The organism is Desulfobulbus oligotrophicus (assembly GCF_016446285.1).
Classification (GTDB): Bacteria; Desulfobacterota; Desulfobulbia; order Desulfobulbales; family Desulfobulbaceae; genus Desulfobulbus; species Desulfobulbus oligotrophicus.
Genome location: NZ_CP054140.1, coordinates 1088174 through 1102097 on the forward strand (window position 1 = coordinate 1088174; position 13924 = coordinate 1102097).

11 protein-coding genes and 1 tRNA gene are annotated in these 13924 nt (G+C 53.4%); 7 read left to right on the top strand and 5 right to left on the bottom strand.

Annotated elements, in window-relative coordinates; genetic code table 11:
- Positions 1-258 precede the first annotated feature (258 nt).
- From surE to HP555_RS04940, 7 genes are all read left to right on the top strand, one after another.
- Positions 259-1011: a 5'/3'-nucleotidase SurE gene (gene surE / locus HP555_RS04910; RefSeq protein ID WP_199264070.1), complete on the top strand. Its 753-nt coding sequence runs from the start codon at positions 259-261 to the stop codon at positions 1009-1011.
- A gap of 28 nt (positions 1012-1039) precedes the next feature.
- Entirely contained in the window at positions 1040-1894 is an 855-nt protein-coding gene (locus HP555_RS04915; RefSeq protein ID WP_199264071.1) for a deoxyribonuclease IV, read from the top strand.
- A gap of 308 nt (positions 1895-2202) precedes the next feature.
- Positions 2203-3288, top strand: coding sequence for a branched-chain amino acid aminotransferase (locus tag HP555_RS04920; protein ID WP_199264072.1), 1086 nt, complete (start codon positions 2203-2205; stop codon positions 3286-3288).
- Between the two features lie 251 nt (positions 3289-3539).
- Positions 3540-3830 (top strand): co-chaperone GroES, encoded by a 291-nt coding sequence (gene groES / locus HP555_RS04925; RefSeq protein WP_199264073.1) that lies wholly within the window; start codon positions 3540-3542, stop codon positions 3828-3830.
- A gap of 45 nt (positions 3831-3875) precedes the next feature.
- Positions 3876-5531: a chaperonin GroEL gene (gene groL, locus HP555_RS04930; RefSeq protein ID WP_199264074.1), complete on the top strand. Its 1656-nt coding sequence runs from the start codon at positions 3876-3878 to the stop codon at positions 5529-5531.
- A gap of 203 nt (positions 5532-5734) precedes the next feature.
- Positions 5735-5811, top strand: a tRNA-Met gene (locus HP555_RS04935).
- Positions 5812-6288: 477 nt separating this feature from the next.
- A complete protein-coding gene (locus HP555_RS04940) occupies positions 6289-6747 on the top strand; it encodes a hypothetical protein (RefSeq protein WP_199264075.1) in 459 nt (152 codons plus the stop codon).
- Between the two features lie 372 nt (positions 6748-7119).
- Here HP555_RS04940 and HP555_RS04945 read toward each other — a convergent pair whose 3' ends face one another.
- From HP555_RS04945 to HP555_RS04965, 5 genes are all read right to left on the bottom strand, one after another.
- The gene (locus HP555_RS04945; RefSeq protein WP_199264076.1) at positions 7120-10242 is read right to left on the bottom strand and encodes an efflux RND transporter permease subunit; all 3123 of its coding nucleotides are present in this window, start codon (positions 10240-10242) and stop codon (positions 7120-7122) included.
- 3 nt (positions 10243-10245) lie between these two features.
- Positions 10246-11370 (bottom strand): efflux RND transporter periplasmic adaptor subunit, encoded by a 1125-nt coding sequence (locus tag HP555_RS04950; RefSeq protein WP_199264077.1) that lies wholly within the window; start codon positions 11368-11370, stop codon positions 10246-10248.
- 345 nt (positions 11371-11715) lie between these two features.
- Positions 11716-11907, bottom strand: a complete 192-nt coding sequence (locus tag HP555_RS04955; protein ID WP_199264078.1) for a heavy-metal-associated domain-containing protein — start codon at positions 11905-11907, stop codon at positions 11716-11718.
- A gap of 16 nt (positions 11908-11923) precedes the next feature.
- Positions 11924-13213 (bottom strand): D-glycero-beta-D-manno-heptose 1-phosphate adenylyltransferase, encoded by a 1290-nt coding sequence (gene rfaE2, locus HP555_RS14065; RefSeq protein WP_233249247.1) that lies wholly within the window; start codon positions 13211-13213, stop codon positions 11924-11926.
- A complete protein-coding gene (locus tag HP555_RS04965) occupies positions 13210-13917 on the bottom strand; it encodes a DVU0298 family protein (protein WP_199264079.1) in 708 nt (235 codons plus the stop codon). The genes rfaE2 and HP555_RS04965 overlap by 4 nt, the downstream gene beginning before the upstream one ends.
- Positions 13918-13924: the final 7 nt, after the last annotated feature.

Genomic DNA, 13924 nt, shown 5'->3' on the forward strand with positions numbered 1-13924 from the left:
TTCCGTATCAGAAAGCCCCTGTCTGATGCAAAGTTCGAGCAGGCGAGGGGCCGGATCAGTGCTTGCGCTACCCGATCTTATCATGACCAGGGATCCTCTCCGGAGTTGTTCGTCAGGAGCTCCGGAAAAGTTGGATATCCGCGGGCAAACAGGCAGAGGAACCTCTTCCTGACTGGAGACAACGAAAACCCGTTGCTAACAGGTCACAGTGCTACAATTTTTGTCGCCCATACACCCAATGAAAAAATTTTGTGCAACATGAAGACTCCACTTATTTTGGTCACCAATGACGACGGTGTATACTCTCCCGGTCTCCGCGCCCTCCACGAGGCGGTCAGCTCATTGGGGACAGCCGTGATCGTGGCCCCTGATCGCGATAACTCCGCTGTCAGCCACGCCCTCACCATGAATCGACCGTTAAGGGTGACGCAGCTTGCCGAGCAGACGTACTCTGTTGACGGGACACCCACCGACTGTGTGACGATTGCCATTAATAAGATTTTACCTCGCAAACCGGATCTGCTTGTCTCCGGTATCAACCCGGGGGCAAATCTCGGCGATGATATCAGCTATTCGGGGACAGTGTCCGCGGCCATTGAGGGCACCATGTACGACATCCCGTCACTGGCCTTCTCTTTGGCCAGTCAGCCCCCCTATGATTTCGAGGTGACAGCTGCTGTTGCCTGGAAACTTGCCTCAATGGCGCTCAGTATGCATCTGCCTCCCAGTTCGCTGTTGAATATCAACATGCCGCCATTGAGTGCCGGTGAAATTCAGGGGATTCGGTTTACCAGGCAGGGTCGTCGCCTGTACCGCGACGCCATCCAGGAAACCTTTGACCCATGGGGCCGGAAACACTATTGGATTGGCGGCGGGACCGTCCACTGGTACGGTGGCGAAGACACCGACGAACAGGCCGTGCGGAACGGTTTTATCTCCGTTACCCCGATCCAGCTGGATCTGACCAATCATGAAGGGCTGGCCTATTTGGAACGGCAATGGAAGATGTAACGGTGTCTGTACGGCCGGAGGGAAGCTGATGCCGCTCCTTGGTGCTCATCAGTCCATTGCCGGCGGGCTTCACCTGGCCTTTGATCGCATTGATCAGGTCGACGGGGAGTCATTGCAGATTTTCACGGCCAATCAACGACGGTGGAACAGTCCACCGCTGCATGCTGATGAGGTCAGACTGTTTCGACAGCGCCGGCAACAGAGCGGAGACATGCCTGTTGCCTCGCATGCATCCTATCTGATTAATTTAGCGGCCTCTAATCCGCAGAAAGCCGACAAAGCGGTTGCAGCCTTTGTTGAGGAGCTGCACCGCTGCCAACAGTTGGGTATCCCTTATCTGGTCATTCATCCCGGCAGCCACGGTGGTATGGGGGTTGATGCCGGGCTGGAGCAGGTGGTGGTCAATCTGGATGCAGCGCTGGAACGTGCCCGTCTTTCTGCAGCTTCACCCATCGTTTTACTGGAAACAACGGCCGGACAGGGGACTTCTTTGGGCAGCCGGTTTGAAGAGCTGGGCCGGATACGGGACCAAAGTCGTTTTGCCGAGCATCTCGGGGTCTGTTTTGATACCTGCCACATCTTTGCAGCAGGCTACAGGTTGGCAGCTGCAGAGGAGTATGCCCGGACTTTTGCCGAGTTTGAAGCGCATGTCGGTTGTAAGCACCTGCACTTCTTTCATCTCAACGACTCCTTAAAGCCCTGTGGAAGCCGGGTTGACCGGCATGCCCACATCGGTGAAGGTATGATTGGCCTGGAGGGTTTTCGTCATCTGCTCAACGATCCTCGATTTCACGACCATCCCATGACCCTGGAGACAGACAAGGGTGCAGATCTGGCAGAGGATATCGAAAATCTTCGCCGTCTGCGGGCATTGCTCGTCTGATTGTCTACTCTTCGCTGCACCCTTGCTGCCGGTTTGGCGGGAATTTTTATTCTTTCTGTCTTCATGATTATACCCGCCGTGTCACAGAGAAAAAGTACGGACTGCACCTGAGTACTGCTTGTCTGCCGGCAGTTGATCGATTATTCTGCAGTACCTGCGAACAGCATCAGGGTGCAGGTGTCGTACCTGTACAGATCGCCGGAGATGAGGATGGAAACAACAACGACTTTGTTCAACACCTCCGGGCCGCGGTGTCTTTATGTCAACCAAAAGCGGTTGCTGTCAACCGGAGCAATCAGGGTGAGAAAATGTTCAATAACGATTTGGAAGTAACGCTGCACAAGGCATCGGCTGATCAGCTGAAACCAAAGCCTGATCAGTCGAATCTGGGGTTCGGTCAGTTTTTTACAGATCACATGTTCACCATGCGCTGGAACCGGCAGGAAGGATGGCATGATGCCGCTATCGAGCCGTATCAGGCGTTTGCGCTGGATCCGGCAGCCATGGTGTTTCACTATGGGCAGGCAATTTTTGAAGGTATGAAGGCGTACCGTGGTCCGGATAATCAGATCTTTTTGTTTCGGCCCATGGATAATTTCATCCGCATGAACGAGTCTGCCCAGAGGATGTGCATGCCCCGCTTCCCCCTTGACCGTGTTCTGCAGGCTTTACGTGCTCTGGTCTACCTTGATCAGGATTGGGTGCCGCGGACACCGGGAGCGACGCTGTATATCCGGCCCACGATGATTGCCACCGAGCCGGCCCTGGGTCTTCGTGCTGCGGAGAACTACCTGTTTTTTATTATCTGCTGCCCGGTTGGTGCCTACTACAGTGAAGGTTTTGCTCCAACGACAATCTATGTTGAAGGTGACTATGTCCGTTCTGTTCCCGGCGGAGTCGGCAATGCCAAAACTTCCGGCAACTATGCGGCGAGCCTGAAGGCACAGTCTGCGGCCCAGGCGAAGGGGTTTACTCAGGTCCTGTGGCTGGATGCAGTGGAACGGCGCTATATTGAAGAGGTCGGCACATCCAATATCTTTTTCTTAATTGACGGGGAGTTGATTACACCGCCGCTGGAAGGTTCGATCCTCCCGGGTATTACCCGCGACTCTGTACTGCAGCTGGCCCGGGATTGGGGATATCGGGTCAGTGAACGTCGCCTTACCATTGATGAGGTGATCGAAGCCGGTGAGAAGGGAACCCTGCAGGAGAGTTTTGGTACCGGAACAGCGGCGGTTATCTCACCGGTGGGCGAGCTCTTCTACCAGGATGAACGGATCAGGATCAACAACGGCACTGCCGGTGAGCTGTCCACACGACTTTTTGAGGAGTTGCAGGCTATCCAGTTCGGCACCCGCGAAGATCCCCACAAGTGGCGGGTACGGGTGGGTTGAAGCGGTCTGTAAAAACACAATAAAAATACCCTTTATTTTTAAAGGGTATCATTTCAATATGTTGAACGAGATATTTTTTTGTTCAACCTGCCCTTGATTTTTCAAAAACCTAGCCTATTGTTTGGGCCAGCTCTGATCCGGAGCTTTGAACTTGTTCAATAATGCGGTTTGGGACGTTGAACCGGATAACCAGTCCGGGTGCGGGCCAGACACCTTTTCATTGTTCACAACACATTAAACAGGAGGAGTACATGAAAATTCGTCCATTGAATGACCGGATTTTGGTCAAGCGATTGGAAGGAGAAGAAAAAACCGCTGGTGGTATCATCATCCCCGATTCAGCCAAGGAAAAACCGGCTGAAGGTGAGGTTGTAGCCGTGGGACCGGGAAAGCGCAGCGAAACAGGTGAGCGAGTGACCATTGATCTGGTGGTTGGCGATCGGGTGCTGTTTTCCAAATACGGTGGTACCGAGGTCAAGCTGGATGGTGAAGATTTTCTTATTATGCGCGAGGATGATATCCTTGGTGTAATTCAGGCCTAACAAAGAGTGATATCAATCCAATCGAGGTGTTAAGGAGATAAAAGAATGGCTGCAAAAGAATTAAAATATAGTGACAAGGCCCGTGAAAAAATGCTCACCGGCGTTAACACGTTGACCAACGCCGTCAAGGTGACGCTTGGACCGAAGGGACGGAATGTCCTCATCGAAAAATCATTTGGCGCACCGGTTATTACAAAAGACGGCGTGACGGTTGCAAAAGAGATTGAACTGAAAGACAAGTTCGAAAACATGGGTGCGCAGATGGTTAAAGAGGTCGCATCCAAGACATCGGATGTTGCCGGTGACGGTACCACCACTGCCACCGTACTGGCGCAGGCTATCTTTACAGAAGGGGCCAAGCTGGTTGCCGCAGGTTCCAATCCCATGGAAGTTAAACGTGGTATTGACGCCTCTGTTGCCGCTATTGTTGCCGAGCTTGGCAAGATCGCCAGCCCGACCAAGGAGCAGAAAGAAATAGCCCAGGTTGGTACCATTTCTGCGAATAACGACGAGACCATCGGTAACATCATTGCCGAGGCCATGGATAAGGTCGGCAAGGAAGGGGTGATCACTGTTGAAGAGGCCAAGTCCATGGAAACCTCCCTTGACGTGGTTGAAGGGATGCAGTTTGATCGTGGCTACCTCTCCCCCTACTTTGTCACTGATCCCGAGAGAATGGAAGTCAGCATGGAAGAGCCGCTGATCCTGATCCATGAGAAAAAAATCTCCAGCATGAAGGATCTGCTGCCGATTCTTGAGTCTGTTGCCAAGATGGGGAAACCGCTGTGCATGATCGCCGAAGATGTTGACGGTGAGGCCCTGGCCACCTTGGTGGTGAACAAATTGCGCGGAACCCTGAACGTTGCCGCTGTTAAAGCTCCTGGTTTCGGTGATCGCCGGAAGGCCATGCTTGAGGATATCGCCATCCTGACCGGCGGACAGGTTATTACCGAAGATCTCGGCATTAAACTGGAAAACGTCACTATCAATGATCTTGGTACAGCCAAACGTATTGTTATCGACAAGGATAACACCACGATCATCGACGGTGCCGGCGATAAGGATAAGCTGGCAGCCCGGGTGAAGCAGATTCGTGCGCAGATTGAGGACACCACCTCTGATTATGACCGCGAGAAACTGCAGGAGCGTTTAGCCAAGCTCATCGGTGGTGTTGCTGTGATCAACGTCGGTGCGGCCACCGAGGTTGAGATGAAGGAGAAAAAAGCCCGTGTTGAGGACGCGCTGAATGCCACACGTGCAGCCGTTGAAGAGGGTGTTGTTCCTGGTGGTGGTGTAGCCTATCTGCGCTGCCTCAAGGTTCTTGATACCCTTAAACTTGAAGGCGAGCAGGAACTGGGTAAAAATATCATCCGTCGTGCTCTTGAAGAGCCGATTCGTCAGATCGCCGACAATGCCGGTCGTGAAGGTTCGGTCATCGTTGAACACGTCAAGAACCTTGAAGGGCCAATGGGGTTCAATGCGGCGACTGAAAAGTACGAAGACCTGATCGAAGCCGGTGTCATTGATCCGGCCAAGGTAACCCGTTCCGCACTGCAGAATGCAGCTTCTGTGTCAGGCCTACTGCTGACCACCGAGTGCATGATTGCCGAGCTGCCCGAAGAGGATAAGATGCCTGGCGGTATGTCTCCTGGCGGCATGGGTGGCATGGGTGGTATGGGCGGCATGGGCGGCATGATGTAAGCAGCCGTTCTCCTGTCCCAGTCCGGCGAGATAATCGCTTGGAATGTGTGCCCTTCCCCGTTTGTACGCAAACAGGGAGGGGCACCTTGTTGTAACAGAACAGATGCCTCTGTCCGAGTCCTTGTCAGCAGGTTTTCTTGTTGACAAATATGCAGAAGTTTAGCATATATGCCTTTTTCAGGCAGCTTGGCTTTTTAAATATTGGCGATGTAGCTCAGCTGGTCAGAGCGCACGGCTCATATCCGTGGTGTCCGGGGTTCAAGTCCCTGCATCGCCACCAGTATAAAGTCCGGAGACATCCGGCGACATATAGAAACCCGCAATCCTTCACAGGTTGCGGGTTTTTCTATGTGCGGGGACGGACAGGTGAAAACCCGGGCGGGCAAAGGTTCTGCTGGTGCTCGTTTTGCATCAATTTTTTGGAGTTACTCAAAATAGAACTTGAACTGTTTGCCCTTGGCATAAATTTTCTGTACGGTTGCGTTTAGTTCTTGACCAGGTTGAGGTGATTGAGAGGGAATATGGCGGTGGGAGGTTAAGTTTTGCAAGGCTAGTTCATCCAAGTAATGACTAGCGGCGATGTAGCACCATCGGTCACAAGGACACGGTTATTACCTGGTTATTATCATAGGCCGGTCAGCCTATTGGATTGTCAGCTAGTAAAGGGAAAATACACACTATATTATTGATTGCCATAAGTAAGATGAAAAGACTACTCAACGCTCTTTGTGAAAGCTTCATAAAGAATCTCGATTTCATGATGAAGGTCGTAACAATTTTTGGTGCCATCTTCACAGGAGTGAGTGTTATTATACTTTTACTAACTGACATTGATAAGAAGCTGGAAGAAAAGATAAAAAATCATGATGTTATAAGAAAAATTGCGGCTGAGATTAAATCCCCATTTATTATTTTTAATAGTGAAGGAAAAGTACTGTATGAAGATAATGGATCTGAGCTGATTGATTTGGAGAAAATAGTTTGTGATTACGATGATGAGTATGTAAAAGTTATTGGTATTACAATTACGACAAAACGATTTCTGAAGTATCCGCCGATATTGTCAAGTATTGATGGTGAGGAATATTTTCATGAAGCCACACGAATAGATACTTTTAAGTGGCATTACAAAACAATTCCACTATATAAAATGTATATTGAGTTGCCAGAAGGCAAAATGCCGGTTGGCAGGTATAAGCTGGAAATAATAAGATAATAAAGATTCAGTTAATAGGTCGTTCCACAGAAAATATTTCCCATTGTGCCCGATATTTCCTGCGAGCACCATGTCGGATGTACACCTTCTGATGGTGGTCTGTGCCGCAGCACAATCTTACTGGTCTTGGACCAATACGACAGGGAGTTTACGTTTATTCCTTCAGGGTACGAGGAAAACGTCACGTACTAACGCGTCTGCATGATTGTTCCGACCAGAGGAAGAGAGTTTCCCTGCTCAGGGTGGGCAATCATAAAAAAACCCGCATCTTATGAGAGCTGCGGGTTTTTCTGTGTCCGGGATTGGAAAGATTGGGCTCGGTAGGGCCGGTCCTGCCGGAATGGTTGTGAGAGAAAACTCGGCCGGCAGTGATCAGTCTGCCGGCAGCATGTCTTTTTCTGTCATGTCCGTCAACGCTGTCTCCTGTTTGTCCTGTCCCTTGCGGTGATCCCTGGCAACCAGCATATAGATCGATGGAATGAGGAATAGTGTGAACAGAGAGCCGATGGCCATGCCGCCAACCAGTACCAGACCAATGGAGTTCCGGGCGGCGGCCCCTGCGCCGGTGACCAGGGTCAGCGGAAAGTGACCGGCAACCGTGGCCCCGGTGGTCATTAAGATCGGCCGCAGACGGGTCATGCAGGCTTCATGCACGGCCGCATGTTTGCTCAGGCCCTGTTCCTGGAGCTTGTTGGCAAATTCAACAATCAGAATACCGTTTTTTGACACCAGTCCAACCAGAGTGACTAAACCGACCTGCGAGTAGATGTTGAGCGTGGTGGTCCATCCTGCGGTCCAGAAAGGGACATTGGGATCAGGCATCTTGAGAAAGGTGAAGATCATGGCCCCGAACATGGCCAGGGGGACAGAGCCGGCCAGGATGACAAAGGGATCGCGAAAGCTGTTGAACTGGGCGGCCAGCACAAGGAATATCAGGATGATCGCCAGCCCGAAAGCAAAGGCAAAGGTGTTGCCTTCAACTCGCAGCTGCCTTGATTCTCCTGTGTAATCAATGGTATATCCCTGGGGAAGAATTTTGGCGGCCTCGTTTTCCAGAAATTGAAGCGCTTCGTCCAGCGGGCGAACCGGGTAGGCACTGATGGTCACTGCGTTCAGCTGCTGGAACCGGTTTAATGAGCGTGCTTCCGTGGTATTGGTGACAGTGGCCACCGTGGACAACGGGACCAGACCGCCGTCCGGACCGGTCACATGGATGTTTTGCAGCTGATCTGCAGTCAGCCGGTCAGTCCGCATAATCTGGGGCATCACCTTATAGCTGCGGCCGGCAATATTGAACCGGTTGACATAGTTGCCGCTGATCATGGTGGCAAGGTCATTGCCGACCTGTTGCAGGTTAAGTCCCAGTGCCGCCACCTTATCGCGATCAATGTCGATCTCTGCCCTGGGTTGATCGATCTTGACATCGATTAACGGCGGAAAGGCAAACATGTTGCTTTGCGTGGCGATCTGCTGGATCTCCTGGGCAAATGTCAGGATCTGATCGAGCTCGGCCGTGGAGGCAATCACAAATTCCACCGGAAACTGACCGCCGCCGGGCAGAGCCGGCGGCAGAACCGGCAAGACACGGATACCGGTGATCCCATGTAACTTTTCCGTTACTTCGGGCATGATTTCAAAGATGGTTCGCGGCCGTTCCTGCCAGGGCTTGACCACCATACCGCTGAATCCGGAACTGGGTTGGGTGAGCTGAAAAACAGAGTTCGTTTCCGGGATGTTCAGAAAGGTCTGGTTGACAGCCGCTGTGTAGCGCCGATTCTGGTCCAGTGTGGAGTTGGCTGCTGACTCGATGATGCCGAAGATAACGCCCTGATCTTCTGTTGGTGCCAACTCCTTTGCCGACATCTGAAACATGGGAATGGAGAGCAGACCAAGGGTCATCCAGACAAGGTAAACGGCTTTCCGGTTGTGCAGAGTGAACTCAAGCCAGCGGCCGTAGGCGGTACGCAGTCGTTTAAAGTCACGGCCGATTTTTCCGGCCAGTCCACGCTCGGTAATCCCCGGTTTCAGCAGCTTCGATGACATCATCGGCGACAGGGTGAGGGCAACGATACCGGAAATAATAACCGCACCGGCCAGGGTAAAGGCGAACTCGCGGAACAGTGCCCCGGTCAGACCTCCCTGGAGCCCGATGGGCGCATAGACAGCGGCAAGAGTGGTGGTCATTGAGATGAGCGGCTTGACCAGTTCGCGGCCACTGAGCAGAGCTGCCTGGAGCGGTGTTTTTCCTCCACTGAGGTGGCGTTCGACATTTTCGACCACAACAATGGCATCGTCAACCACCAGACCAACGGAGAGAACAATGGCCAGAAGGGTGAGCAGGTTAATGGTGAAGCCGGCAAGCTGCATCACAAACATGGCGCCGATCAGTGACAGGGGGATGGCAATGACCGGAATAACGGCCGCCCGGAAAGAGCCGAGAAACAGAAAGATAATGATGCTGACGATGAGCAGTGTCTCGCTGAGCGTCTTGATAACCTCTTTGATGGCATTTTCGATGTAGTCAGTCCCGTCATAGGTGATGTCGGCGGTAAAACCGGTGGGAAGCTGTCTGTTGATCTCCGTCATCTCAGCCCGGACCCGTTTGATCACTTCAAGTGAGTTGGCGTTGGGAAGCGGCCAGATCCCCATGAACACGGCCGTCTGTCCGGAAAAATGCACTTCGGTGTCATAATCTTCAGCACCCAGCACCACCTGTCCCACATCTTCAATCCGGACAAGTGCATCGTTATCCTCCCGAATGACCAGCCGTTTGAAATCTTCGGTGGTGTGCATGTCGGTGTTGGTTGTCAGGTTGACCTGCACCAGCTCTCCCTTTGTGGTTCCGACGGCGGCAAGGAAGTTGTTGTTGGCCAGCGCCTGGTACACCTGGCTCGGACTGACGTTGAAGGCCGCCATTTTTGCGGGATCAAGCCAGATACGCATGGCAAAGGTCCGGGCACCGAGGATCTCCGCCCGCTGCACTCCGGCCAGGGCTGATAACCGCGGCTGAATCACGCGCATCAGGTAGTCGGTTATCTCGTTCTGTTCCAGGGTATCCGAGGTGAAGCTGAGGTAGGCTGAAGCAAATTGAGAGTCTGCCGACTCAACGTCAATAACCGGGATTTCGGCTTCCGGCGGCAGGTCGCGGCGTACCTGATCAACTTTGGAGCTGATTTCAGAGAGCGCCTTGATCGGGTCATAGTTGAGCCGTAATCGGGCGTTGATGACTGACACGCCCTGGCTGGACTGCGATTGCAGATAATCAATACCGTCTGCACCGGCGATGGCACGCTCCAGCGGTGTGGTGATAAAGCCGCGCACCAGTTCGGCATTGGCTCCGGTGAAGACGGTGGTCACCGTGACCACGGCGTTGTCGCTGCGCGGATACTGACGAACATTCAGCGAGCCGATGGCCTGGAGCCCGGCGATAATAATCAGCAGACTGGTCACCATTGCCAACACCGGCCGTTGGACAAAAAGATCGGTGAATTTCATGGGTTAACCATCCTTGGGCTGCGGATTCAGTTTGAATTCCGGGGCCAGGCTGTTATCAATAACAACGGCCTGGCCATTGCGGAGCTTGAACACACCGGTGCTGACCACAGTCTGCCGTGGATCAAGCCCGGAGACAACCGCAACAAAATCACCACGCTGTTCACCAAGACGTACAAACTGATGGCGGACCACCTGGTGTGCCGGTGTTGTGTCCTCTTCAACAATGAAGACAGAATCAGAGTAGGGGGCATACAAAACAGCTGTTGACGGAATAGCCAGGACCGGTTCGGGTTCGGGTTGAATGACAGCAACGTTGACAAACATTCCGGGCCGGAGACGGTCCTCCGGATTCGTCACCGTGGCCTGTACCCGGATATTGCGGTTGCTGGTCTCAACTTCAGGATTGACAGCGGTGATGGTTCCGGACACAGACCAGCCGTTTGGCAGGGCATCGGAGGTGATCCGGACCGTGTAGCCCACCTGCATCTGCCGCAACTGCTGCTGCGGGACCAGGAAGTTGACAAAGATTGGATCAAGCGCCTGCAGGCTGACAATCGGCGTATTTTCCTGGATGATCTGGCCAATGTTGACCTGGCGGATCCCGAGTCGTCCGCTGAAGGGGGCACGGATGGTCTTCTTGTCGATGGTTGCCCTGATGATGTCGGCCTGGGCCAGTGCCTGTTTAAGCTGCGCCTCGGCGTTATCATAGTTGGCTTCGGCCACTGTCTTGGTGGCCAGCATCTTTCTGGTGCGTTCAAATGTCACCCTGGCCAGGGCAACGGCTGCTTCCGCAGATCGCAATTGTGCAGTTTCGGCGGCAATGTCCTGCTGCACCAGCAGGTCGCCTGCTTTGATAAGCACACCGGGTTCAAAGGCGATATCTGTTATCTTACCGGTCAGCTCTGCTGCCACAGTTACGCCCTGGACCGCTTCCAGGGTGCCGGTTGCGGTGACGAGCGATTCCCAGGACTGTGATTCCACCTGTGTGGTTGTCACCACTTCCGGCGGGATCTGTACAGCTTTTCCCTGTTTGATCAGGGTGCCGATCTGCAGTGCCTTGATACCGGCCAGGACACCAACAATCAGGGTGACGCCGAGGATGGTGAGCAGGATGGGCTTGAGTTTCATAGCAAAATCTCCATAAAAAAAGCAATGTGCGAACAGTGAGCAATCGCTTTTCATCCACATAGGCGGCAACGATACCATTGTCGCCACATATGGTCAACAGCAGCTGGTAAGCAGGCGGCAGGCCGGTTTTAAAACTCTGGAAAAAGAGTATGGTTTTGTCTCTGTTTCGCAGGCAGCAGAGTAAAAGGCGGTTTGATGAAACAGGATGAGACAGATGACGGCCTGCGGCAAAAAAGGAGGGGAGAGTACTGAACATCCGACAGGGGGTTGAACAATGCTGCCGGATTTTTCCCAACAGTCAGCAGAAACTGACTGTCAGGATGAAAAAGAGGAACGTTGGTGCGGTTATTCAACCACGCTAAAGCCCTTGGCCGCGATTGCCTGTCGCATTGCATCATTATCGATGACTCCTGAAAAACAGGCCTCACCTTTAGCCGGATCCACCTGCACCTCAGTGGCACCCAGCTCTTCCAGGGCTTTTTTCACCGATCCGGCGCAGTGTTGGCATTTCATACCATTGATACGAACAACTGTCATAGTCATCTCCTTTCGTTTAAAAAGTGTTGATGGGAGCACGTGCAGAAGCCCTGATCTTATCGATCAGAGCTGTTGTTGAGCGGTCGTGTTGAAAGACGATACGCACGACCCGGCCACCGGCGGCCTTCACCTCCGAAGCTCCGACAATCTCCGCTTCCGGCCAGTCAGCCCCCTTTACCAGCACATCGGGCAGCAGTGTTGTGATCAGGCGAAGCGGTGTCGGGTCGGCAAAGAGGATGACATAGTCGACACACCCAAGGGCAGCCAGTACACGGGCCCGGTCCTGCTCGTTATTGACCGGTCTGTCGGCACCTTTGAGGCTGCGAACCGATGCATCGGTATTGATCCCCACCACCAGACAGTCAGCGGTTCGTCTGGCGGCTTCCAGGTAACTGACATGACCGGCGTGGACAAGATCAAAGCAACCGTTGGTAAAGGCAAGACGACTCCCCTGTCGGCGGATCAGGCGGGTCTTGGCGGCCACGGTGTCCAGATCCTGTACCTTTTCATGATCCGTAGTCAGCCAGGAACGATCACCTGCCGGATAAAACCGGTGCCGCTGCTCATCAACAGCCGTGCTGTCCAGTTTAGAGGTAATCACCGCGGCCTCCATGGCTGCAGATTGCAGAACCGTGCCGTCAGGGGCGACAATCATTGAGTGTCCGGCCATGTCCATATGACCGGTACGGCCGCAGCTGTTCACTGCGGCGACATAGACCTGATTTTCGATGGCTCGTGCCCTGACCAGGGTTTGCCAATGCTCCAGGCGGCTGCGTGGCCATTGGGCACAGACCGCCAGCAGACGGGCACCTGCAAAAACCTGGTGACGTGCTGTTTCCGGGAAACGAAGGTCATAGCAGACCAGTCCGGCGAGAGGACCGAGGGGTGTCTGCAAGGGTGGCGTACTCATTCCCCTCTGATAGTATTGATCTTCCTGCCAGTAACCAAACAGGTGCTGTTTGGGAATCTTGCCGACCACACCTTCCGGACCGACAAGAAATAGGGTGTTTCGGGGGAGAGCGTCGTCTTCAGTCAGTTCGGTCAGAGATCCGGCCAGATAGATGTGATGGGTTTCGGCAAGCCGTGCCATGACCTTCAGGATTTCCGGCGTTCTCTTGCCAAAGGCGGCTGTCTGCGCATAATCAAAACCAGTGGCCCACATCTCCGGCAGCAGCAGCAGGGTGTCAGGTCCTGGTGCGTGTTCGGCGATCAGAGACTCGACCTGTCTGATATTTTCTTCTATCCTGCCGGGAGCAATGGGGAACTGCACACAGGCAACGGCTGGGAAAAGAGACGGTCCGCTCATTCAGCCATCCTTTCCAGGGCTGTCTCTGCCAGGGTACCCACTGTGGTCGACTGAAAAGCACCTTCCCAGTACAGAGTCAGGGGAGCTGTATCAGTTACAAGTTTACGTAAAACCCCTTCAGTGGCTGTTAAGAAGAGGTTACCGACGGCAAGGACGGCAAGTCCTCGTGTTATCCCGTCTTCGGCATGCAGGTAGGCGGGGATGTCGGCACCGGCGCCCCGCTCGATCAGGAGGCGCGGTCTGCAACCGCTCATCCGGGCAATACCCCAGAGCAGACCCTGTTGCAGGAGCGGATGTTCAAGGTAGTTGCCGTCCTGATAAAGCTCCTCTCCATCCTCACGCATGTACGAGATCAGCATATGGACATACTCTTCGGCCAGACCGGCATGCTGACACATGACCTCAGCCATGGATTCGGGTGCCCCCCAGCCGATGCCGCCGGATTCGTCATTCAGACTCCAGAGGAAGCGGCGCATCACTGTCCGTGCCTCTTCCATTTCTTTTTTTGCCAGCCGGTTTATGGTATGCCCCATACAGCTGACTGCAAACCAGCGGATATGCGGATCTTCCCGGCAGATTGCCGAAAACAGGGCATTGATCACAGCCTTGGGCGGATAGCTGTCCAGTGCTTTGATGATGATGTTGAGGTCCTGACCGTTAAGAAGCGTCAAAACCTCGGTTTTTATTGTTCGACTGTTTGCCATCTGTTCA

What these genes read in the sequence shown, in the direction of transcription:
- rfaE2 (WP_233249247.1), bottom strand. Translation starts at nt 13,213, where the DNA reads ATGAGCGGACCGTCTCTTTTCCCAGCCGTTGCCTGTGTGCAGTTCCCC.
- groL (WP_199264074.1), top strand. Translation starts at nt 3,876, where the DNA reads ATGGCTGCAAAAGAATTAAAATATAGTGACAAGGCCCGTGAAAAAATG.
- HP555_RS04950 (WP_199264077.1), bottom strand. Translation starts at nt 11,370, where the DNA reads ATGAAACTCAAGCCCATCCTGCTCACCATCCTCGGCGTCACCCTGATT.
- surE (WP_199264070.1), top strand. Translation starts at nt 259, where the DNA reads ATGAAGACTCCACTTATTTTGGTCACCAATGACGACGGTGTATACTCT.
- HP555_RS04915 (WP_199264071.1), top strand. Translation starts at nt 1,040, where the DNA reads ATGCCGCTCCTTGGTGCTCATCAGTCCATTGCCGGCGGGCTTCACCTG.
- groES (WP_199264073.1), top strand. Translation starts at nt 3,540, where the DNA reads ATGAAAATTCGTCCATTGAATGACCGGATTTTGGTCAAGCGATTGGAA.
- HP555_RS04920 (WP_199264072.1), top strand. Translation starts at nt 2,203, where the DNA reads ATGTTCAATAACGATTTGGAAGTAACGCTGCACAAGGCATCGGCTGAT.
- HP555_RS04965 (WP_199264079.1), bottom strand. Translation starts at nt 13,917, where the DNA reads ATGGCAAACAGTCGAACAATAAAAACCGAGGTTTTGACGCTTCTTAAC.
- HP555_RS04940 (WP_199264075.1), top strand. Translation starts at nt 6,289, where the DNA reads ATGATGAAGGTCGTAACAATTTTTGGTGCCATCTTCACAGGAGTGAGT.
- HP555_RS04945 (WP_199264076.1), bottom strand. Translation starts at nt 10,242, where the DNA reads ATGAAATTCACCGATCTTTTTGTCCAACGGCCGGTGTTGGCAATGGTG.
- HP555_RS04955 (WP_199264078.1), bottom strand. Translation starts at nt 11,907, where the DNA reads ATGACAGTTGTTCGTATCAATGGTATGAAATGCCAACACTGCGCCGGA.